Source organism: Mucilaginibacter gotjawali, from assembly GCF_002355435.1.
Lineage (GTDB): Bacteria > Bacteroidota > Bacteroidia > Sphingobacteriales > Sphingobacteriaceae > Mucilaginibacter > Mucilaginibacter gotjawali.
On sequence record NZ_AP017313.1, the window covers coordinates 227,592 to 250,653 of the forward strand.

Annotated in this window: 19 protein-coding genes and 1 pseudogene; 12 read left to right on the forward strand and 8 right to left on the reverse strand. The window is 41.3% G+C overall.

Annotated elements, in window-relative coordinates:
* Window positions 1–150: 150 nt before the first annotated feature.
* On the forward strand, window positions 151–1,296 hold the full coding sequence (locus MgSA37_RS01175; protein ID WP_096349453.1) for a putative sensor domain DACNV-containing protein: 1,146 nt from the start codon (window positions 151–153) through the stop codon (window positions 1,294–1,296).
* Between the two features lie 74 nt (window positions 1,297–1,370).
* Here the strand turns inward: MgSA37_RS01175 and MgSA37_RS01180 are convergent, their stop codons facing one another.
* Window positions 1,371–1,736, reverse strand: a complete 366-nt coding sequence (locus MgSA37_RS01180; protein ID WP_096349454.1) for a hypothetical protein — start codon at window positions 1,734–1,736, stop codon at window positions 1,371–1,373.
* A gap of 99 nt (window positions 1,737–1,835) precedes the next feature.
* Between MgSA37_RS01180 and MgSA37_RS01185 the strand changes: the two genes are divergently transcribed.
* Window positions 1,836–2,672 carry a class I SAM-dependent methyltransferase gene (locus MgSA37_RS01185; protein ID WP_096349455.1) on the forward strand — a complete coding sequence of 279 codons (837 nt, stop codon included), beginning with the start codon at window positions 1,836–1,838 and terminating at the stop codon, window positions 2,670–2,672.
* A 646-nt stretch (window positions 2,673–3,318) separates the two neighbouring features.
* Here MgSA37_RS01185 and MgSA37_RS01190 read toward each other — a convergent pair.
* From MgSA37_RS01190 to MgSA37_RS01200, 3 genes are all read right to left on the reverse strand, one after another.
* Window positions 3,319–3,774, reverse strand: coding sequence for a hypothetical protein (locus MgSA37_RS01190; RefSeq protein ID WP_096349456.1), 456 nt, complete (start codon window positions 3,772–3,774; stop codon window positions 3,319–3,321).
* On the reverse strand, window positions 3,774–3,986 hold the full coding sequence (locus MgSA37_RS01195; protein ID WP_096349457.1) for a hypothetical protein: 213 nt from the start codon (window positions 3,984–3,986) through the stop codon (window positions 3,774–3,776). The genes MgSA37_RS01190 and MgSA37_RS01195 overlap by 1 nt, the downstream gene beginning before the upstream one ends.
* A gap of 285 nt (window positions 3,987–4,271) precedes the next feature.
* Window positions 4,272–4,760, reverse strand: a complete 489-nt coding sequence (locus MgSA37_RS01200) for a hypothetical protein (protein WP_096349458.1) — start codon at window positions 4,758–4,760, stop codon at window positions 4,272–4,274.
* 48 nt (window positions 4,761–4,808) lie between these two features.
* On the opposite strand from MgSA37_RS01200, the gene MgSA37_RS01205 reads away from it, so the two are divergent.
* The 4 genes from MgSA37_RS01205 to MgSA37_RS01220 all read left to right on the forward strand — a co-directional run bounded on the left by MgSA37_RS01205 (window position 4,809) and on the right by MgSA37_RS01220 (window position 6,963).
* Entirely contained in the window at window positions 4,809–5,189 is a 381-nt protein-coding gene (locus MgSA37_RS01205) for a BLUF domain-containing protein (protein WP_096349459.1), read from the forward strand.
* 236 nt (window positions 5,190–5,425) lie between these two features.
* Window positions 5,426–5,893: a response regulator transcription factor gene (locus tag MgSA37_RS29500; protein WP_096349460.1), complete on the forward strand. Its 468-nt coding sequence runs from the start codon at window positions 5,426–5,428 to the stop codon at window positions 5,891–5,893.
* Between the two features lie 119 nt (window positions 5,894–6,012).
* Entirely contained in the window at window positions 6,013–6,552 is a 540-nt protein-coding gene (locus MgSA37_RS01215; protein WP_096349461.1) for a DUF4199 domain-containing protein, read from the forward strand.
* A gap of 30 nt (window positions 6,553–6,582) precedes the next feature.
* Window positions 6,583–6,963 carry a VOC family protein gene (locus MgSA37_RS01220; protein WP_096349462.1) on the forward strand — a complete coding sequence of 127 codons (381 nt, stop codon included), beginning with the start codon at window positions 6,583–6,585 and terminating at the stop codon, window positions 6,961–6,963.
* Window positions 6,964–7,086: 123 nt separating this feature from the next.
* On the opposite strand, the gene MgSA37_RS01225 is transcribed toward MgSA37_RS01220, so the two are convergent.
* Complete coding sequence (locus MgSA37_RS01225) at window positions 7,087–7,680, reverse strand: hypothetical protein (RefSeq protein ID WP_096349463.1); 594 nt, start codon at window positions 7,678–7,680, stop codon at window positions 7,087–7,089.
* Window positions 7,681–8,232: 552 nt separating this feature from the next.
* On the opposite strand from MgSA37_RS01225, the gene MgSA37_RS01230 reads away from it, so the two are divergent.
* Together MgSA37_RS01230 and MgSA37_RS01235 are read left to right on the forward strand one after the other, a co-directional pair.
* Window positions 8,233–8,859, forward strand: a complete 627-nt coding sequence (locus MgSA37_RS01230; protein WP_096349464.1) for a hypothetical protein — start codon at window positions 8,233–8,235, stop codon at window positions 8,857–8,859.
* Between the two features lie 224 nt (window positions 8,860–9,083).
* Window positions 9,084–11,237, forward strand: coding sequence for a carboxy terminal-processing peptidase (locus MgSA37_RS01235; protein WP_096357179.1), 2,154 nt, complete (start codon window positions 9,084–9,086; stop codon window positions 11,235–11,237).
* Between the two features lie 196 nt (window positions 11,238–11,433).
* Here MgSA37_RS01235 and MgSA37_RS01240 read toward each other — a convergent pair whose 3' ends face one another.
* Window positions 11,434–13,026 carry a toll/interleukin-1 receptor domain-containing protein gene (locus MgSA37_RS01240; protein WP_096349465.1) on the reverse strand — a complete coding sequence of 531 codons (1,593 nt, stop codon included), beginning with the start codon at window positions 13,024–13,026 and terminating at the stop codon, window positions 11,434–11,436.
* Between the two features lie 139 nt (window positions 13,027–13,165).
* Between MgSA37_RS01240 and MgSA37_RS01245 the strand changes: the two genes are divergently transcribed.
* From MgSA37_RS01245 to MgSA37_RS01255, 3 genes and pseudogenes are all read left to right on the forward strand, one after another.
* Complete coding sequence (locus MgSA37_RS01245) at window positions 13,166–13,957, forward strand: DUF1835 domain-containing protein (RefSeq protein ID WP_096349466.1); 792 nt, start codon at window positions 13,166–13,168, stop codon at window positions 13,955–13,957.
* A gap of 60 nt (window positions 13,958–14,017) precedes the next feature.
* Window positions 14,018–15,001, forward strand: a complete 984-nt coding sequence (locus tag MgSA37_RS01250) for a carboxypeptidase-like regulatory domain-containing protein (RefSeq protein WP_096349467.1) — start codon at window positions 14,018–14,020, stop codon at window positions 14,999–15,001.
* A gap of 204 nt (window positions 15,002–15,205) precedes the next feature.
* A pseudogene (locus MgSA37_RS01255) lies at window positions 15,206–16,147 on the forward strand (IS256 family transposase, variant Zn-binding type); the annotation flags it as partial.
* Window positions 16,148–16,340: 193 nt separating this feature from the next.
* Here the strand turns inward: MgSA37_RS01255 and MgSA37_RS01260 are convergent.
* Window positions 16,341–17,939: a glycoside hydrolase family 10 protein gene (locus MgSA37_RS01260; RefSeq protein ID WP_096349469.1), complete on the reverse strand. Its 1,599-nt coding sequence runs from the start codon at window positions 17,937–17,939 to the stop codon at window positions 16,341–16,343.
* A gap of 329 nt (window positions 17,940–18,268) precedes the next feature.
* On the opposite strand from MgSA37_RS01260, the gene MgSA37_RS01265 reads away from it, so the two are divergent.
* A complete protein-coding gene (locus tag MgSA37_RS01265) occupies window positions 18,269–19,180 on the forward strand; it encodes a kinetochore Spc7 family protein (RefSeq protein WP_096349470.1) in 912 nt (303 codons plus the stop codon).
* Window positions 19,181–19,281: 101 nt separating this feature from the next.
* On the opposite strand, the gene MgSA37_RS01270 is transcribed toward MgSA37_RS01265, so the two are convergent.
* Window positions 19,282–22,986 carry a sensor histidine kinase gene (locus MgSA37_RS01270; RefSeq protein ID WP_157750372.1) on the reverse strand — a complete coding sequence of 1,235 codons (3,705 nt, stop codon included), beginning with the start codon at window positions 22,984–22,986 and terminating at the stop codon, window positions 19,282–19,284.
* Between the last annotated feature and the right edge of the window lie 76 nt (window positions 22,987–23,062).

The following is a 23,062-nucleotide window of genomic DNA, read 5'->3' on the forward strand; positions in this document are numbered from 1 at the left end:
GAGCACTTGATTAGCTGAGCTAAATTAACTCAATCTAACCCAATCAACCATTCACTAAATAACCATCCTTATGTAATACTTCATACTAATTTTAGCGTTAAAAATATAATAGCGGTATTTTAGGGGCTTATTAAATTGTTTCGAGGATAAATGACCTACAGATCAACATACCAGGCTGCCGCAACTGCCGCCCCCGCCATTGAAAGCCATTTTGAACGACTGCTGCAGGCCGCTTTGCTGCAGGGGGGTGATGAGCTTGCGCCTGCGCCATCCATCAGGGTGATCAGTTCGGTAATTGATGTAGCATTTTGGGCCAGTTTGCGAAAGGAAGAGAGCCGTTCGCCTAAAATATCACTGGCCTATTTGCCGCCGCAGCTGGCGGGTCAGCCGCTTGTTTTTGAAGAACGCATATTATTAACACCCTATTTACTTACCAAACTTGCACCGGCTGTTGAACGGTCAGGCATTCACCTCGGCATCTGGGATGATGAGAACGGCGACCTTTATGTTTGGGGTACCACACGTTCCATTCCTGATTGCTGTTTTGTGCTGGAGGTGATTGAACCCGGTTTGTTAGTTGTAAAGCACCGCCGTATCAAAGGTTTTGGGAAATTCATCAACGTAGCTGTGTTAAAAGGAGATGAAATAAAGATCATTGATGAAGACAGCAAAAGCCTGCCCGACTGCCCTGCCATGCTAACATCGCTAATTGATTATAATTCCCCCACCGGGTGGAACGATTCGGTAAATATGCTGGTACAATTGGCTGCTTCTATGCGGGCCCATGGGCACGGTGGCATATTGCTGGTAGTGCCAAAGGATAACGATACCTGGCGCGACTCGATCATTCACCCCATCACCTATCCCGTTACCCCCGCTTTTGATGAGCTCAGAAAATTGATGGAACAAAAAGTTAGCGGCCCCGACCTGGTACACTGGCAGGAGGAAGTTAACCGTACCGTTGAAAATGTAGCGGGCCTTACTGCGGTGGATGGGGCAACCATCATTAACGACGAAATGGAATTGCTTGCCTTCGGCGCTAAAATAGGGCTGTCATCAAATGGGGGCTCCGTTGAACAAATGCTGGTGACTGAACCCGTAATAGGCAACATCGGCGTAATTATTCATCCCTCACAAAATGGGGGTACCAGGCACCTCTCGGCGGCGCAATTTGTGTTTAACCAACGCGAGGCCATCGCCCTGGTTTCATCCCAGGACGGAAGGTTTACCGTGTTTTCATGGTCGCCATGCGAGGGGATCGTGCATGCGCATCATGTAGATGCCCTGTTGCTGTAGGTTAGTTCATGGTTGATGGTTCATAGTTCATGGAAGTAGTTTCCTTGCTATGTTTGATCAACTACCCGCCCCGGTCATATCCCGGCAAACATGGTTTGTGCCATAGCGCCAATAAAAGGAATTGGCTTTTCTTCGCCGTTGATGGCGCCAATGAACCCTATTATCCAAAGAACAAAAAACGCCACGTTTATCAGCCAAAGGAGAGATACTAATGAAAAGAAGCCTCCTGACAGCCACATAGCGCCCAATACAAACCCCAGTCCATACCTTACGATCATAAAAATCAGGTGTAATAGCAAAGTTTGCCGTAATTGGTAACTGCCTAAAGCGGTTTTATTACCCTGGTGAAATCCGAAATAGGCGATGAGCCAGCCTACAATAGTAAGATAACTGATGATACCGGCGGTTTTACCGTTCTCCTGGTTTACTAATGGTTCCATAAAATTAAGATTTACTGGTTGAGAAATTAAATTTAAGGTAATTCATTGAAAACAAGTAAATTGTGCCAAAATATTTAACAAATAAGCTATTTATATTATATGGCCGAAAATACCCTCATTAGCAGCGGGATAGATGCATTTTATGCCGGCGCTGCCGAAGATAAACGATTAACCTATGGCCTCGGCCCTTTGGAGTTGGAACGGAACCAGGAACTGATCGCCAGCCGCATACCGGCAAATGGCGGCGTCATTGTAGACGTGGGCGGCGGCCCGGGCGTTTATGCCGAATGGCTGGCTGGCTTGGGGCATACGGTTTATTTGATCGACCCGGTACATAAACATATCCAGCAGGCCCAAAAACGGGCTGCTAAGCTTAAAAAGCCGTTTAAAGCAACATTGGGCGAAGCGAGGCAGCTGGACTTTCCGGATAATTCTGCCGATGTGTTGATCCTGCACGGCCCTTTATACCATTTACAAAAAAAGGCCGACAGGTTGAAGGCTCTTTACGAAGCTTACCGCGTACTTAAACCCAATGGCGTTTTGCTGGCCTTTGCCATCAACCATACCGTATCCACATTAACAGGCTTATTAAACGGAATGATCCACGACCCGCAGTTTTACGCCATGTGCCAGAGCGAACTGCAAACCGGCATCCACAACCCGCCGGCCAGCTGGCCCGGCATTTTGCCCGAGGCCTTTTTCCATAAACCGGATGAGCTGCTGGATGAAGTAAAGGAAGCCGGCTTTGCCAGCCTGGAGCTGTTTGCCGTGGAGGGAATGATCTGGCTCGACAGTAAATACTTTGAAAGCCGCTCCAACCCCCAAAAGAAGGCCGCCATGATGAACCTGCTTAAAACCAACGAACAAAACCGCGAGCTGCTGGCATTTAGCCCCCACATGATGGTTTGCGGAAGGAAAAGCGCGGGAAACGCGTGAACCACCCGATACAGATGAATAAACGTGGGACACCTGGTACGCAAATAAATTCTGTATTTTGCTTGGATTTTTAAAGAAAAATCCTTATAAAAAGAGCATTTAATTCATTTGTTGGGTATCCCACTGGGTTAGCTACTACCAAGTATAGAAATCGGACATCAAATTCTGTCATGGAAACCTCGGGAAGACATTGAATATTGCATTTAATGTCAGGGTTTCACCGGCTCATATTAACCGCGCCTATATCGCCCCGCGTAGAAGTATAACGCCCTTTCAGGGCTCGCCGGGTGTACCGATACCCGCCGGACTTCGCCCGGCGTTGACGTATAAGGCCCTTTCAGGGCTGATGTAAAAAAAAGTAAGTCCTGAAAGGACGTAATATACCAACGATGGGTGCAGCCCATCGCATAACGACAGGAATAACCCACCTGCCCCCGCCAGTTCAAGTGTCTTTCACTTGAACTTACCATATTTTGAGCGTCCCGCTCAACCCAACAAACTATTCCGATTTACGTAAATATAATTCTATAAAAGGCCTCAAATCATTTTTAAACCAATCCGGATTTTGGCTGCGCAATTCCAGCTTTTTAGTTGCCTTACTATATTCAGCTACGGTAAAAAAATCATTTTCTTCGGTTGCGTTAATTTAAATTAAATTATCAATAGCATCGAAATTAGTTTTAAGCAGCGGAAGGGTATTGTTATACATTTCGGTAATGGTTTCGGGCGTTACCAGGTGCAGGCCACTTTCATACCTTATTTTTGCCCTATCAAGACATAACTGTAAACTATCGGTAAAAAACAGGATAACATTCAGCTGGTTTTCGTTATTGAACTTTTTGGCTGCCAAAGCATATTCATACTGGTGGGGATAGCCCAGGTTCAGTTCAAGGGCAATATCTTCATTGCGGATCAGTTTCCGCCTTATAATCTCGCGCACCCTGTAAATGGAATATTCATTGTAATCGGCAAAACCTTTCGCCTTATACTTAAAACGCATTTCATCTTCGTTCAGGATATCAAGGTCCTCATCGATATACTCAAAACCCTTAGTGCTTTTACCGATACCCGGCGGCCCGGCAATAATTTGAATCGCCGACATTAATGAACAGGTACAATCCTTCCGTCAGCATACTCGGCTATCATTACCCCGTCTTTTTTATAAACAAGCGGTTGCCCTATCGAAAACAGGTAAGCCTTCGCCTCCTTCTGTTTTTGAATTTGCCATTCCTTCTCTTCTTCAAAAGTCATTTTAAAAGGCGATTTGGTCATCGTCCCTTTTCGCATCAACTGTTCTTCGGGTGTTTCAATCATAACAAGATGAATTTACACAAAAATAACGAAATCCCGGCAATCAAAATAATTTTGCATTTGGCATTCCCTGCCGGCGGACGCAATCCGTATTCATTAACAACTGGTTTATAATGGGTGGAAAATGTGGCGTTAAATTGAAGTATTACGGTTTGACGAAACAGACCTGCAATGCGGGTAAAAGCTTTTTCGTGCTTTTGTGCACCCTATAAAATCAAATGATAAAATGAACCCGCTTCCTTTTACCGACTTCAAGCTATTGGAATAAAAAATTCACCCGTGCAAAAATCATAAAGGCAGGTGAAATACTGATTGCGCCGGGTAGCGCCTTTCACTTTTCCCGCACAGCACTATAGCCTCCCTTTCAGGGCTGTTAGGTTGCGCACAAACCCGCCGGACTTCGCCCTGCGTTGACGTATAAGGCCCTTTCAGGGCTGATGTAAAAAAAAGTAAGTCCTGAAAGGACGTAATATACCAACGATGGGTGCAGCCCATCGCATAGCAAACGGGTAACCCAGCTACCCAGCCACAAGACGTATCCTTCACTTCAATTTTCCATATTTTAAGGGTCCCGGTGTATGGCTTTGTTGCAGGGCGTTGTACGTGTAGCAAACGCAACATTTTGCCTTGATGAATTTGGCCTTTGATAATTCCCTCTTTCATCGGGTCTGTCGACCAGGCCTTGTAGCATGAAACCCACGCGCCGCAGCCGGCTAATGAACTTTTTCCGGCTCCCTTTTCCGCAAAAGCCCCTGTATATAAAGTGAGGCAGATCATTTGTTATTAACAACAATTGCATTACATTCAGCTACTTATTTTTTAATCATGAGTCTGTACTACCTTATTTACTCAAGCATACCCACCAGGATTTTAAATGATGCAGAGCTGGAGCAATTACTAGCCACTTCGCGGGCGGAGAATAAAAATCACCGGGTAACTGGTATGCTGGTTTGCCTGGCAGACAGCTATATACAATTAATAGAGGGGGCAGAAGAAGCGATTAAGCGACTTTACCAAAACATTGTTAAAGATGCCAGGCATGAGCAGGTGGTCACGTTAATGGAAGGGCCGGTCAGCGTGCGGTTTTTTCCGGATTGGGCAATGGGCTTCGATAAGGACAAATACACCTTATCAGATTATTCAAACACCTTCCACCTGCTGGACGACGACTTGTCTAAATTATTGGATATTCTTTACCGAAACTAAAAAACTGATCAGCGCTTATAAAACTGCAACATGTTTTTTACCCCGCCCCTTCAATCGTGCGCATTGGCAGATGAAACACAACGTTTTTACTTGTTAGCTGTTTGGGAGGTACATCCGGGTGTGCCTGGCAAAGCAAGCCGCTAATCAGCTAAGGGCATTTCAAATGCTATTTGCCCTGCTTAAATAAAAATTATTTCTTTTAAATTGCATGCAGTAAAAAAACAAAACTTCATTGTATGATCATTGCGGCAATCGTCCGGAACAAGCAAAATATAATCTACGGCTTAGCCCTTGCCCTGTTATTGCTGTTGCTGAATTGGCTGGAGTGGCATTTTGTGATCATTAACCATGCCTTTGAAATTTATGCAGGTGCCATTGCGCTGATTTTTACTGCCCTTGGCATCTGGCTTGCCATAAAACTGGTTAAACCAAAAGTAAACACCGTTGTGATTGAAAAGCCGGTGATTGCCGTTACAGGGTTTATATTAAATGGGGCCGAATTAAACAGGCGGCGCATCAGCAGCCGCGAGCTGGAGGTATTGCAGCTGATGGCCACCGGCCTGAGCAACCAGGAAATTGCCGAACGCTTATTTGTATCATTAAACACTATAAAAACGCATACCTCAAACCTGTTTTTAAAACTGGAAGCCGGACGGCGTACCCAGGCTATTGAAAAAGCAAAGCGATTAAATTTGATCCCCTGATCCCTTCATGCTTAAGGGTGACTGTGGCGTTTTTTTGCAAAATCACCCAAAAGTATGACGGAGAAATGAACATGAAATTTCAATTTTGAGCAGATGTTAAACTTTAAATAATCAGCAAAATGAAAAAGACAGTTTGGGTTTGCGGCTTAATAGCCGGTATGATCAGTATCTCCTGGGCTTTGGTTGGTGAAGGTTGGTTGCACGCTCATTTAAACATGAATACGCGGATGTTTTTGGGCTATGCCACCATGATCCTGGCGTTTTCACTCATCTTTGTGGCCATAAAAAATTACCGGGATACGCACAATAATGGCCAGGTTACTTTTGGTAAGGCGTTGGGTATTGGCCTGTTGGTAACGCTCATCGCATCAACGGTGTATGTGGTGGTTTGGATGATAGATTTTAAATATTTTATACCTGACTTTGGCGAAAAATATACCGCACAGGTAATAGCCGAAATGAAGGCAAACGGCGCAAACGCAGCAGCTGTAAAAAAGGAAACAGCTGAACTGACAGCCACCATGACAAAATATAAAACAAGCGCCCTTTTCAGGATAATGGTTACCTATTCAGAAATTGTGCCGGTTGGCGTGGTGGTTTCCTTAATAGCTGCGCTTATCCTCAAAAAGAAATCGAAACCGCTTGCGGCGACGGCATAATTCAATAAACAAACCAGCTAAATAATTAATATGAAAAAAGTAACAGGTATAGGCGGGGTATTTTTTAAATGCGATGACCCCAAAAGCATGAACGATTGGTATGTAAAAAACCTTGGCCTGCCGGTAGGCCAATACGGAACAACATTTGAGTGGCGGCATAATGATGATCCGTCCAAAACAGGGTCAACTTCCTGGTGCACTTTCGCAAAGGATACCAAATATTTCGATCCCTCGGTGAAGCCATTTATGATTAATTACCGGGTTGAAGACCTCGTCGCGCTGGTGGAAGAACTAAAAAAGGAAAACGTAACCATTGTGGATGAAATTGCTGATTATGACTATGGTAAGTTCATTCACGTACTCGATCCGGAAGGAAACATTATTGAACTTTGGGAGCCGAAGGGGGAGTAGGCAAGGATAACCATAGCAATGGGTTTAAAACCCATCGCTATGGTTATCCTTAATTTGCTGATTCCTGCATGCACCATTGTGCGCACTTTGCCGGATAAGAAAATGGATCGAACTATTCATCCATCACAAACAAACCCCATCATTACATAACTGCTTTTTACATTTGGCACATAAAAACAGCTCTTCCCCATCCACCTCTTTAATGGTTCCCTTTGCATCGTTCATTAAACATCTTTTGTCGCCGCTGGTGCAATGTTCAAGGCCAAGGTTGTGGCCGATCTCATGTAAACAAACTTTGATCAGCCTAAGATGAAAAAGTTGTTTAGTTGCATAGCGTTTTAACCTGAAGGTTGAAATAACACAGGTCGTTCCCGGCATAGCGCCCAGGCCAAACACGCCCCATTCATTAGTATGCCGTTCCGGATTTTTAATAGCGATATCATTTTGAGTTAAAATCAGGGTGATTTCACCTGATCTGTATTTAGCCAATATCCGGTTGGCCTCGTAACGGGTTTTACTGCCGGCAAGGATGTCGTCGCTTAAGCTTACAGCCGGTTTAATAACGCATTTATAATGATAAAAACGTTCCACCGACGACTTCACCAGGCTGATCTCTTCTTTATTTACATTTCCAAGCGGCTGAATGAAGATAATTTTTGAGTGGTCAGCCATTACCCACATCATTACAGCATAAAGCGGGAACAATAATAATCTCATGAAGAAAGATACACATTATAACAATAGTCCGGTACGCCCTACCAGTAATTGCCTTTTTGTTTTGCTGTAAATATAAATAGTTATATATCAATATAACGTGCCGCGGCCATCTGGAAACCCCGCCAGATGGGCTGTGTTTTAGGATCTAAGCGTCAAGTAAAGCGCAACAATTACTAAAAATACGGGCACAAAAACCCGGATACATTCCTTTAAATTATATGATCCGTTAACAAAAACTGCTTTGAAGGCGGATACTTCGGCTTCGATAAAGTGATTCATGGCTTTAGATTTAAAATGTACATACTGGTAGAAATCATTCCTAAACCAGCACCGGATTAAAATGGAATGAATTTACAAACGAATATACCCGGATAAATACTGATAAAAAATGCGTTTGAACAGGTTGAAATGTGATCATCGGCATAAAAAACCGAAGTGGGATCTTCAGGTTTTGTATGCAATATTTGCAAGTGTGCAGCGTTCAGTTAGCAATTGCAATTTTCAGCATATTATATTTAACTTTGCAAGCTGATTAAAGCCCTGAGGATTTAAATGAAACTTTTACTGGTCATTTTTTTTGCCGCCACATGTACTTCGGCCTCGGCCCAGTGGTACCGCGTCGACCAGCTTTTAAAGAAAAGGGCCACCCGTACGCCGTACGAAGATCTTTCAGGCGGCCGGTATATTGCCAGGTTCAAGGCTGAGAAAGCCCCTCATCCAAAAATTTCCCCGGTATTGATCGATCGTTCACAATATAGCCTGGAAGCGTCTGAAAATGTGGTGATGCAATTGGCCCAGCACAATATGCGCTTCCGGATCTACAATGATGCCAGCTATAACTTCAGCGAACTGGCGCGTTTATATGTTAAACAAAACAGGCTGTCAGAAGCTAAATGGTTTTTATTGCAAAGCAATAATATATCCCGCCAGCAAAACGACGATAAACATACCATCGAAAACCTGGTTGAACTGGCCAGCATAAAAGCCACTATGGGTGATGTGCTGCTGGCACGGCAGGACCTTGCCGAGGCGCATGACCTGGCCTATGCAAAAGGGCTAAACCAATACTACGAAACCATCGAACTGGCAACCCAGTATTTGAACCAAAACAAGCAGCCCAAACAGCGGCCCGTGTTAATTTATGCCGACGGGGCACAGAATAAAACCAAAGCCGAATAATAAAGTGGCCTGTAAATCAGTTCTAAACCTGCTTGTTTTGTAACAATATAGTAAAAAGCAAAATGTTTTGTGAAACAATTGAAACATTATTGTATAATTGTTATTCATAAAAAAGAGACAGCAATTCAGGCCGTCTCTTTTTTGTTTACTTTAGCGAAATTATTTATCAGCAGGCACGAGAATTGATGTTTTATTTAGTCCCCGATTTAAAAAGCGTAAAAGATATGTTCAAGAAATTTTATTTATTGCTGGTGGTTGGTGCAGCACTCGCCTGCCATGCAGCTCCGTCAAAGCCTATAAAAGTTGCCGGTTCAAATGATCTGCAGCCCGACGAACAGCAGAGCATTGTTTGTCGCACCGTATCTGAACTGATCACCAATTATAACTATAAAAAAGTTCCCCTTAACGATTCATTGTCTGAGGTGATCTTTAACAGGTATATCAAAATGCTCGACGAAAGCCACAACTATTTACTGGCTTCGGACATTGCTGATTTCAGCAAATACAAAACTGTTTTGGATGACGATGTAAAAACCGGCAACCTGAATGATGTATTTTATATTTTTAATGTTTACCAGAAAAGGTATATCGAGCACATTAACTATTCCATCGCCCAGCTGGATAAGACCTTTGATTTTGACAAAAACGAAAAATTTGTTTTTGACCGCGATAGCCTGCCATGGGTAGCTTCGCAAAGCGAAATGGACAACATCTGGAGTTTACGGGTTAAATACGACCTGCTCAACCTGAAATTGGCTAATCCCGACCTGGCAAAAGATAAAGAGACTTTAAAAAAGCGTTATCAAAACCTGTTGGCGCAAACCAATAAACTGAACAACCAGGATGTTTTCCAGGTGTTTATGGATGCCTTTACCAATGCCATCGATCCGCATACCAATTATTTTACGCCTTCAAACGCGGCAAATTTTAATATCGATATGTCGCGCCAGCTGGAGGGTATCGGCGCAGGTTTAAATATCGACAATGATTATATCGTCATCAAATCCATAGTTCCGGGCGGCCCGGCCGATAAAAGCAAACAATTGGGCGTTGATGACCGCATTGTTGGTGTTGGACAGGGTAAAGAAGGTGAATTTCAGAATGTGATCGGCTGGAGGATTGAAAATGCCATCGCGCTCATCCGCGGTACAAAAGGTACTGTTGTAAGGCTGGAAATTTTGCCGAAAAGCAGCAGCGTTTCATCCAAACCAAAAGTTGTTGAAATGGTACGCGAAAAGATCATCCTGAAAGATGAGTCGGCTAAAAAAGAGATTAAGACCTACGATTATAACGGGAAGACCATAAAAATTGGGGTTATATCAGTTCCCGCTTTTTATATCGACTTTAACGATTATAAATCAGGCAACCCTAACTATAAAAGCACCACCCACGATGTTAAATTGCTTATTGACTCCTTAAAGCAGCAAGGTGTTGACGGTATTGTAATGGATATGCGCGAAAATGGCGGTGGTTCATTAATGGAAGCTATCGAGCTAACAGGCTTATTTATTAAAACCGGCCCTGTGGTACAGGTAAGGAGCGCGAACGACCAGGTAGAGCAGGATAAGGATGAAGACCCCTCAATTGCTTATTCGGGCCCGCTGGCGGTACTGGTTGACAGGTTTAGCGCTTCAGCTACCGAGATCTTCTCGGGCGCTATCCAGGATTACGGTCGCGGTATTATAGTAGGTACCCAAACTTATGGCAAAGGATCGGTTCAAAATGCTATCGACCTTGATAAAGTGATACAAAGCTCATTGCGCGACAGGATTGCCTCCTTAATGGGTAAAAATGGCAAGCCCGTATCAACAGGCAGCCAGAGTGTTTTTGGCCAGTTGAATTTAACCATCGCCAAGTTTTACCGTATTACCGGCAACTCCACCCAGCATAAAGGCGTTGTGCCCGATATCCAGTTCCCTTCGGTTATTCCTATGGATAAATATGGCGAAGATACTGAGCCTTCGGCAATGCCTTTTGACATTATCGAAAAATCAGATTATACCAAAACAGGCGATTTTTCAACTGTATTGCCGCAGTTAAAAGCATTGCACGAACAACGCATGCAAAAAAGCGCCAGTTATAATTTCCTGATGGAGGACATCGCTAACTTTAAGAAGCATGATAGTGAAAAAAGTATTATCCTGAATGAAGATCAGCTTAAAAAACAAAGGGATGCAGATGAAAAGAAATCATTTGCCGACGATAACCAGCGCCGTGTTGCTATGGGCCTGCCGGAATTAAAACAGGGACAGCCAAAACCAAGGAATGAAGACCTTGACTTTTTAAAGAAAGAAGCAGGGCAGATTTTAACAGATTACATTACGCTTGACACTAAGTATACCAATACAACCGGTACCCCCGGCAAGTCAGGCAAATAAATAAAATTGCTGATTAGCATAACAAAAAAATCCTGGCTTCGCCGGGATTTTTTTGTTATGGTGACATTTTGTTCGTTGTCTGTAATACTTATGTTGGATTTATTGGATAGAGGTCGGTGCATTGCAAGAGCCCGAAGAGGAACAAATATGGTTGATAGTTTGAATGTGTTTATAAGAGTGTTAGCACGTAATAGATTTATGGCAGCTTTTTAATTTTTAAGGATTCCTGAAAATGAAATTCTGCTCCTTGAAAGTCATTGAAGTGATCTCCCAACAATATAGCTAATCTAATATGTGTTTGATTGTCATTTGGATTAATTTTAAGAACTTCATTATAATGAAATTTGGCATTCTCGAAATCTGAAAAACGTGAAGCAAGCAGGACAGCTAGGTTGAAATTAGCAAACTCATTTTTGGGGTCAATTTTTAGAGCTTTTTGATAGTTATGCTTTGCACCTTCAAAATCTAAGAAATGCTTTTCAAGAAGTACTGCTAAATTATTGTAAGCATTCGGGTGTTTAGGATCTATCCTAATCACTTCATTGTAATGAAATTTAGCCTTTTTAAAATCTAATAAATGATCTGTAAGGAGCTTTGCCAAATTGAAATGAGCAGCTTCAAAATTCACATCAATTTTTATGGCATTTTCATAGTCAATCTTTGCTTGATCAAAATCTGAAAAATAATTAGTACGAAGTAATCCCAAATTATTGTGAGCGAAGGCGAACTTTGGATCAATTTTGATCCCCTCTTCGTAGTGAAATATTGCGCTTTTGAAATCAGAAAAATGCTTTGTCAAAAGATTCGCTAAGTTGTAATGTAAATTCTTGTCTGAAGGATCTATTTTGATCGCTGCGTTAAAATGAAATTTTGCGCCTTCAAAATCAGAAAAATGCTCTTGTAGATTTAATGCTAAATTATTGTGTGCTAATGTAAACATTTGGTCATTTTCTATTGCTTTCTCATAATTAATCTTAGCACCTTTGTAATCCCCAAAATAACTTTCTAAAAGTATTCCTAAATTGTAGTACCCAGTTGCAAATTTTGAATCCACTTTGATTGCATCCTCAAAGTATTTTTTAGCTTTTTTGTAATGTTTATCGGGTATTGCTAGATAAGCTTTTTGAAATAATCCATATTTATTGTTGGGGTTATTTTTAAGAAAAACATCCAGGGCTAATTCCCGCTCTTCTGCGTCTTCTATATTCCCAATTTGGATGGTCTTTTCTAACAAAAGTTCCTCACTAAACCCTATAATATTTAACAAATCACGATAGTTCCCATCTTTTAGTCTTTTAAAAGACGAAGCGTTAAAGTCAGTAATAATTTGAAAAAACTTTGGAAGATTATCCTCTATGTTTCTGCATTTCTTAAAATACTCAATTGAAACTTCGTTGCCATGCTTGCGATTAAATTTTTCAGCATCTTTTTTTTTATCAGTCCAGTATTCATAATAGGTAGCTTGATTAATAGGCTTAAAAATGCGGGTAGCATTATCAATTATAATAGGCAGAATGCGTTTTTCAAATTCATGCGTATTTAATAGCTCCATAACCTCATACATGCAATTCTCACTTCGCAAATATTCGTCGCTAATAATCATCAGCACAAAATCGCTTTTTCCCACTTGTTGCATAAATTCCTTTATACTGTTGCGGTAAGTCAAATCACGTACATCACGTTTAAACTGTATGCCAATCCTTTTAAAATCATTATCAATTTCGTCAGCGATGGATACATTCGCCCAGCAATAGGATAAAAAGATATTTGGGTTCAGGTTATCTGCCATATTTATAAAGGTGAAAGCAAAAAGCGAAAGGTCAAAGCTTTTTCAATTCACTAAATTAACATGAAATTGTGACATTATAAATCAAACAATACAAATCAACCTTTCTTATCTTTGATAATAATACCTGATATTTCCCTTTATGAGCATCCTCCATATCCTTAACGGCGATTCAACTGCGCTGGGGTTCGAAGAAACCGGCCTTGAAGGCGATGTATTGGTTTGGCGCGAAGTATTATCAGAAGGGCCGCTGGAAGAAAATATTACATCGGCAAGTTTTTGGAAAAAACGTTCGGAGTGGATTTGTGAGACCTTTAATGACACACCTGAAAATTACCAGCAAAATGTGCTGGACCAGCTGGCCAAACTGGATGATTCCTATGACGAGATCAACCTGTGGTTTGAGTTTGACCTGCATTGCCAGGCAAATTTGTTAGGGATAATGACCTACCTGAAACAAAAAACAGATCTTTCCGCCCCGGCTACTTATTTGATCTGCCCGAATGATTACCCGGGCAAGGATAACTTTCGCGGCATGGGGGAGCTAAACGGCGAAGAACTGGTTTATTTGTACGATACCATAAGAATGCAGTTGAGCGAAATTGATTTTGTGCTTGCGGCGGAAGCCTGGGCGGCTTACACCATGCGGGATGCAGAAAAACTCCAGCGCTTTTTAAATAATACCACTTTCTGGGGCAGCCTTCACCTGTTAAAACCTGCCCTATCCGCCCAGCTTAAAAGGCTGGTGGTTAATGACAAAGGCCTCAACTACATTGAACAGAAATTATTGGATATTTATAATTACGGGTACAAAACCTGGCCCGAGATCCTGAGCGTTTTTTGGGAAAAAGAAAAAATATTTGGCATGGGCGATATGGAGATCAATATCTACCTTCAAAAGCTGATCAGCAAAAAATTGGTTGTCCTGAATTAATTAACCTTAAGCCTGCCTGGGCTATCTGTTTTTTTGCTATTTTAGGGGCAACCTTAAAACATGAAAAAAATAATCTCAACCTTACTTTTATTTGCGGCCCCGGTTTTTCTGCTGGCGCAAACCATATCGCTCGCCGGTAGTGTGAGAGATCAGCATGGAATTCCTGTTGTTCACGCCTTTATACTTGACCAACAGCAAAGGAACGCCACCTTTACCGACTCGCTCGGCAATTTTAGCCTGAAAGTTGAACCAACTTCGCAGCTAAATATCAATTGTAATGGTTATCAGGATGATTCGCTGCAGGTTGGCGGTAAAAACCACCTGGAAATTGTATTGCGACAAAACCCGGTGAGTATTTCCGGCGGCGAGAAACTAAAAAACAAAGATCTTGACATTTTGCAGGAGGCGTTTAAAACAAACAGTTCGCAATACATGGAAGGCCACCTTAATGGTATTGGAGCAATGGTTTTTACCGAGATAAGGGAGACTGTTGGCAGCCGGTTTTTGTTTAACCAGTGGGTGCCTGGTTTCGTAATAAAAAAAGATGGCAGCCTGGTGCAAATGAAAGAGGTAACTTTTAATTATGATAAAATGGCTGGTGACCTTTACCTGGCCGTAACCAATGCTTCGGTAATGATGGCAGATAAAGCAACAATTAAATCGTTTTCATTGTTCAGCCCAAAGGGACAGCTGATGACTTTTGAATTGGTTAGCCAGGTCAGCAAAGACCTTTATCTGCAGGTGATCAGCGCCGGGAGTAAATATAAAATATACAAGTTGTTTATTACCAAATTTGTGCCTTCCAATTTTAAAACCGACGGCATTGTGAGCTCAGGGAATACCTATGATGAATATACTGACGAATATGCCTATTTTATTTATAACCTGTCCACTAATACTTTAGCAGTTTTAAATACCAGGAAAAAAGATATTAAGGCTGCATTTGCTGCTGAAGGAAGCAAATTAACCGATTATATGACCGCCCATAACGATAAAATTGACGAAAATTATATTAGGGGCCTGGCAGATGCAATGAACCAGTAATACATTACATTTTTTACCGGCTGCAAGAGATTATCCTTCTTTCTTGATTCTCACTACTTACTTTATGATAATGTGGTCAAAAATGGTTGGTAAAATCATTGTAACTAACAGGCTATCAAATAAATACATTGAGTTAATTGAAAATGGTTTCAATTGACTTTTTTCGTTTATGAAAAGTGTTAAAAAAACGCGTGTTGGGCCTGCGGTAGCCTGACAGTTATTGGCTGGGGTAAACGCAATGACAGGCAGCGGTTTAAGTGCAAATCCTGCGGCATGATGTTTACCCGATCGAACTCCGGGGTCGCTTACAGCAATCAATTTATTTGGTTTGAGAAGTGGGTCAGCGAGCGGCAGGTTTATAAATACCTGGTTCGTGACAGTGGATTATCGCAAAGCAGCATACAGCGCTTGTTCCATTATTACCTGGAGCAGGCACCTGAAGTACGGATTAAAAGCAAGGTAAAGGCACACCTGCTGATTGATGCAACTTACTTTCCAAACGATCTTTGTCTTGTGCTTTACTACGATCATGATATCCGTTATACCCAGCTTTACCGGATGACTGATCAGGAGCGCTATGAACAAATGCAGGAGGATCTGGAGAATCTAAAGAAGCTTGGTGTTAATATAGCTAGTATCACCTGCGACGGGCACAAAGCACTATTAAAAGCTATCCGTAAAGTCTATCCAAATGTATTGATCCAGCGATGCCTGGTACACATTAAACGCCAAAGCCAAACCTGGCTTACAAAGAATCCTAAGGCTCCGGTTGCACAGCAACTGTTATACTTATCCAAACAAATCACTTATTTAAGGACCTATGAACAAAGCAATCAATGGCTGGCAGATATTTACCACTGGTATGAAAGAAGTAAGTTCTATGTTAATGAGAAAGCATTTAACCCGGATACCGGCAGATATTGGTACAGGCATAAGATGCTGCGTCAAACGGCAAGCCTGATTATTAAAGCGATACCCAATATGTTTCACTACCTGGATGATCCGCAAATTCCTTATACTACCAATCGCCTTGAATCATTCTTCGGACATCTGAAAGAAAAGCTCGACGTTCATCGCGGCCTGCGGCCAAAAGCCAAACGAAACTTCATCAAATGGTATCTGCATTTTAAGAATAACGGTAAATGAGTTTTCTTAGCCATTGGAGGAACCAGCCAATAAAAAAAGCCGGTCCGATGCTTCGGAGCGGCTCTGGCTTTATTCCTGTAAATCATATTGCTGACAAGTTGCCCTCCGGCAGCGCCTGTTTCCTCTTCTGATCTACAAGGCCTATTTAATACTTTTTCTGCAAATTATCACCAACCATTTTTGACCACATTACCTACTTTATCGTCGCAGCAATAGTTGGCGAAGGTTCGCTTTCATTTTTTAGCCGGTCAATCGCCGTTACTATGTACAAATAGGTTTTGCCCTTTTCGGCAGTGTCATCGGTATAAGTAGTATTGCTGTTATATTCAATATCCAGGATATTTTTGGGGTCTTCAATATTTACCTGTTCATTGCCATCAAACCGGTAAATAACATAACCATAAATGGGTTCGTTATCTTTCGCAGGCAAAGGGGTGCCCCAATGCAATTCAACCGTGTTTTTTAGGGTGACCGTGGCCGTAAAATTAACCGGTGGATTTGGCGGGATCGAGTCGAGCCAAAGCATTTCGGGCGGAAGGGCCAGGTATTTATAATAATTTTCTTTTAGTGAATCGGTGATGCCAAGCGGGTTGTTTTCAAGCGATTTTGCGCTAAAATAAACGCTTCCCTGTACGCGGGGGTTATTGCGCTGGTATTTGATCTCTTCAGGTATAGCCGAAGGATCGTTTTTAAATTTGCCGGTGCGGTGTTCCCCTAAACGATAGGCAGCCATGCCAATATACAAATGCCTGTTATAGGTATTGTTACTCCACCAGTCGAGCAGTTTTTCAAAGGGGACCGATCTGTCCCCAATCGGGAAATATATTTGCGGGTTAATGTAATCAACCCAGCCTTCTTTTATCCATTTTCTTGAATCAGCGTACAATTCCAGGTACGATGGCAAACCGTGGGTATCAGAACCTTCAGGGCTCTGAAATTTATTAAGCCAAACGCCAAACGGGCTGATGCCAAATTTAATCCGCGGGTTATGTTTATGGATGCTGTCGTTCAGCATTTGTATCAGGGTGTCAACATTATGCCTTCGCCAGTCATTAATGTTATCAAAATGGCCACCATATGCTTTAAATGTTGCGGCATCGTTAATGTGTTGTCCTTCAATTCTATATGGATAAAAATAATCGTCCATATGCACCCCGTCTATATCGTAGTTGTCCACTACATCCAAAAAAACCTTTACAATATAGGCGCGTACTTCCGGTATGCCGGGGTCAAATTGTTTTTTCCCCCCGTAAACAAAAAACCACTCTGGTTTTATCCTGGTCATGTGCTGGGGGCTTATTGCCGCAAATTTGCTGTCGTTAGTGGCCCGGTAGGGGTTAAACCAGGCGTGCAGCTCCATACCACGTTTATGGGCTTCCGTTATGGCAAATTGCAGGGGGTCATATGCCGGGCTGGGTGCCTGGCCCTGTTTTCCGGTAAGCCATTTCGACCAGGGTTCACGGCTTTTTGCATAAAAGGCATCGGCAGCGGGCCTTATTTGCAGCATTACTGCGTTCATACCGGCCTCCTGCAAAAAGTCAAGCAAGTCCGTTAATTCCTTTTTTTGCTGATCAACCGGCAAACCAGGGTGGCTGGGCCAGTCGATGTTTTCCACTGTTGCTATCCATGCGCTCCTGAACTCACGTTTAGGGGCCGGTTTTACCTTAACGGGCAGGGCGGCTGGTTTTATGAGGATGCTATCCGCCTTTGCAGTTGCATTACCCTGTTGGGCATATACCTGTAATGTAGTGATTGCAAAAAAAAGGAAAATTAACCGCTGGCAGATGTACATTAATCAAATTATTTAAAAGTTGCAAAGATATGAACTCAGATTAAAGCTGATTTAGTATTAGACATAATAATTAGTGTCTTTTTGTGTTTTAATCATATTGTGCTTATTTTTAAGCGCACAAGTAACCGGCTTATATTGAATTGTTTTAAATTATTATAAACCTGGAATGATTATTTGTGTTAAGCCAATTATTACGATATTGTTTCATTGATTTGTGTAAATTAAATTAATTTGACCTTTTTGAAGGCCGTCCAAAGTTAATTTTAAATGATTTATCAATTATTAATAAAGTCCGCATCTAAAAAAATCCAAACTAAAAACTAATTGCTATGGAAAACCAAACAGGTCAAACACCTAAAAAAAATTCAAATGTCATTTACTTCCTCATCGTGGTGGTATTGGCTTTGCTTGCTACGGATGTGTACTTGTATCTACAAAAAAATAAGTCTGATACCAGAATAGTTTACCAGGACACCGAGCGCACCCGGCTGCAAACCGAACTGGATAGCCTGGAAGCGCAGATTGAACAGGTAAATTCCGGCAAAGCCAAGCTATCAACCGAGATGCAGGCGAAAAATGACTCATTGCAGTCGAAAATTAAAGTTTTACGCCAGGAACTTGCCAAGGGTAAATTAACACAGGCCGAGCTTAATAAAGCACAGGAAGACATTAAGCAACTGAGGTATTTTGTAACTAATTATACCGCACAGATTGAAGAATTAAAGAAACAGAATACAACTTTAGCAAGTGAACGGGATACATTAAAAACAAACCTGGCTGTCGCCGCAAAAAAAGATAGTACACTAAGTAAGCAAAATGAAGACCTTGGCGCAAAAGTAAAAGTTGGCTCGGCTATTAAATTAGCTACAGCCGACGTTGTTGCTTATAAAATTAAAGGAAGCGGTAAAGAAGTTGATGTGAAAAGAGCATCGCCTGCAAAAAAGATCAAGATCAATTTCACGGTTGCAAGTAACTCACTTGCCGAAAAAGGGATGCATGATATTTTTATCCGCATTATTGATCCTACAGGTAACCTGATCACTGAAACCGATTCCGGAAATTTTAATGCTGATGGACAGGACCTGCAATTTACCTATAAAACATCCATCGATTTTAAAGATGATGGCAGCGTTTATACCATTGACTGGGTAAACCCGGCCGCCTTTCAAAAAGGAACCTATACCGTTTTGCTTTATGCTGACGGTTATACCATGGGTAAAACAAGCTTTATGCTGAAGTAAAGGGAGGTTGATTGGGTTGATTAAGTGAGTCGTTGATCAGGTTATAGCTGTAACTATTCACTTAATCAACTCAGTCCAACTTAATCAACCTGATCAACTAATTATGCCGAAGGTAAACTGATATAAAAAGTGGTCCCCTCGCCTGTAGCCGTCTCAAACCATACTTTGCCGCCTGCATTTTCAATGGAGTTTTTTACAAAGGCAAGCCCAAGCCCGGTGCCCGAACTTTTTGTAGTAAAATTGGGTTCAAATATTTTTTCGCGCAATCCATCCGGTATGCCGTCGCCATTGTCTTTTATAGTCAGCAGCACATTTTTATTGGTAACCATATAATTGATTTCAATCAGCCCCAATTTATTTGAAGGAGTGGCTTCGATAGCGTTTTTAAGTAAATTATTGAAACAACGCAGTAACTGATCACGGTCTGCGAGTATAAAAAATGGCTTATCAGATGCCTGGTTTATGATTTTAATATTGTCCATTTCCTTAAAAATGGTAACCGCCTGGGCCAATATCTCAAAAATATTTAAACGTTCAAGTCTGGTTTCGGGCATTTTTGCAAACGCCGAAAATTCAGATGCAATAGAGGAAAGGCTTTCGATTTGTTCAACAAACGATTTGCTGAACCTTTCAAACTTCTGATCGAACTTTGGATCTTTGTCCTTCCATGATTTATCAAGCAGCTGCAGGCCAAGCTTTAATGGTGTTAACGGGTTCTTAATTTCGTGAGCCACCTGTTTGGCCATTTCACGCCAGGCGCTTTCCCTTTCTGATTGTGCCAGCTTGTGTGCACTGTTTTCAAGCGCGGCTATCATTTTGTTGTATTCTTTAACCAGGGCGCCTATTTCATCGTTCCTGTCCCACTTTATCGGCTCGTTTTTTTGGCCATAAATAGTTTTACTTAAACTATACTGAATAAAGCTTAATGGCGAAGTTATTTGCCGGGCAATAAAAACGGCAAATAAGCCAATGGCCATAAACACTATTGCATAAACATTTATCATAACATTCAGCAACGAACCAATATGTTCTTTATAATCCGATTCGTTCGAAAAATAGGGGAGCTGTAAATAGGCTATCGTTTCGTTGGTTGAATTACGTACCGGCATAAATGCGGCGGTATAATTTAATAAACCAATTTTTTCTTCATTCGTATATTCTGATTTTTGCAGGTTCCTGAGATTGATAAAAGCCCGCGTGTTCATTCGCCTGGCCTGTAAGCCGTATTCGAATATTTTGGGCTGCGTAGTAACCAGCGCTACGCCATCCAGGTCAAATAAAGTAAGATCGGCGGAGTAAGCGTTGGCAAAATTGTCAAAATCAACCTGGGTAGCCTCATTTACGTTTTTAAGGTATTTTGAATACTGGCTATTTTCAAAAGCTGTGGCTATTTTATGTATTTTTTCTCTTATCGTTTTATTTTGCTGTGTTTGGTACTCCGTACTTATGGAGAGGTACGTAATAACGCCAACCATTACCAAAGTAGCAACAACCGCAAAAACCATTGAAAACTGTATCCTGGTTTTGTACAACACCAGGCCAAGGTTTAATCTGAAATTCCAGCTGAAACGATTGTTTTTGATGCTTAATATCCTCAACCTCTTCCAAAGCCAGCGCACTGAAATTATCAAAACACTAAAAATCAGGAACACCACAAAAAAGAAGGTTAAAGAAGCTATGCTAAAAATTAGCGGCTTGTTTTCCTTACTTACTACGATAAGCGTTCTTTTAGTAGGTTTGTAAATTAAGTGGCTGTAAGTGGTAAAGTGCATAAACCACTCGTCACCATTGTATTTTGTGTTTTTGAAAACATATTTGCCTGTTGCCCCTTCAAACTGGGTATTGGAAAGGTCATAAACAAAATTACCGCTTTGGTTAAATAATTTATTATCGCTGTAAAAAGCGTACGAATAACTTTTAAAATCGTCATTATTATCAGGTTCGCCATCAACCAGTAATCCCGGAAACGATGGCGCAATCTGTATTGGTTTTGATTTAAGTTCGATTACCAACGTTCCTGATCGTTCGCCGTTTTGCATCAACGGCAGGATAGCAAAATAACTGAGGAAGCCGAACGATTCGTTTTCCCGGTAAAAATAGTCAGATACCTTATAGGAACTATAAAGCACCATATCTTTAAAAACACCCAGGTCAAAATTTTTGTCGTTCGAAAGCGGCTCGTCTTTTTTATCAAATGCAAATATTTTAAACTCATATTTCGACAGGTAACCGCTAAAATAAAGTTTCTCCAGCCGGATCCTTATAAAATTGTTGTCATGGCCGCTATCCTTAAAGTATTGAACGATAGAAGAATCGGCAATAATTTTCTTCTCTAATCTGTTAAAGTTAAAGTCAGCCTGCGCGTCATCAGGTAATTCAAGTTTTTGTACAAATGTTTTTCGGGTTTGTATTTCTTTAACAGATTCAAAATAGTTTAGTTTAATGGATGAAATTAATGCGCACACCAACACGATGAGGGCAAGAGAGGCTGAATCAAGCTCGCCTCTTTTTGAGCGGTATGCATAAGCCCTTATGGCTACCAAAATGCCCCACAGAATATAAAAAAGAGAAAAATCCTGGTAATAAGTGGATAAGGCGGTGGCCAAAACGATGCTTGCAGCGAAGATCAGCGTTTTATAGTTTTTAGCTATGGATAGTTTACATGAAACCGCAAGAAAAACCTCCACCAACAGGTAAAAGATCATGTAACTAAAGCATAACATTAATATGCCAAGAAAGCTGAAAAACGAAAGATTGAGCACATTGGTTACATCAAAACTGATCTTCGAGTTAATGACAACGCCGTAAAAAAGATTTACAAGAGAAGTTGACACGCCAATAAGCGCGGCAATTAATGTAACATATATAAAGTAGGACCAGGGCGGACCAATTACTTTCTTGATAAGTTTTTTTCGCTGTTCATATACAAAAACCACCAACCAGCACACAAATAAAATGTTAATGCACAAATCGCCCAATGAGGGGTAAACCGCACTTGAACCATACAGCTGCGGACTGAATATTTTAAGTTGGTATGAAAAATCCGGCCAGCCGTAATGAAGGTTAACAAACCTTATTAAAATGATAAAGCTGCCTAAAAATAGTATTGAAAGGAGAACAAAGCCTTTACCGGCAATGAAGCTGCAAATGTTGTGGACTAACAAACAAAGGCTGATCAGGGTTAATAGCCATAAAGCCAGTTGGTAATATAATAATGTAGTATTTAATTCCCCGGGCTTTAGTTTTACTGAAAAAAGGTAGGAATGATTTGTCGTGTAAATTTCAAAAACATTCTTGTCTGTAAAGTCAGCTATATCGATATTGTTGTCCTTTAGGAGATTGGGTGAGAAAGTGTTTTTTAAATATTGATTTTGAAAAGCATAACCAAATTTTACCGGGATAAAAAAGATAGCCGAAAAATCGCCTTCGCTTTTTTTGATCACCTCGTAATAGCCGTTTGATTCGTTTCTGAAAGAATAACCATTCTTTATGGTTTCCGGAAAATCGGGGATTATTTTTACCCCGCTCCAAAAGTTTAAGGCGCCTTTGCGGGTCGTAATAAACCAAATACTTTTGTCGGTAGTAAAATGCTGAACGTATTTAAGCGCTGTGCTAGTGTTTTTGTCAAGACTTTTTAACTGTTCAAATAACTGCGGGTTATTTAGCACTTCATTCACATATCCTTCGTTTTTTTGAAGGTTATGTTCAAGCTTTTTAGCCGTTTGGGCGAGATCGTTTACGGGGGTGTAGGTTTTTTGGACAAGAATTGCCGTAATTAATAAACTGGCACATAATAATGCCAGCATAACGCGTATTTTTCCGGCTGCCCCCAATTTGTTAGTAGTTTAAAACGTAACTAAAAATAAAGCCATCCTGTTTTAA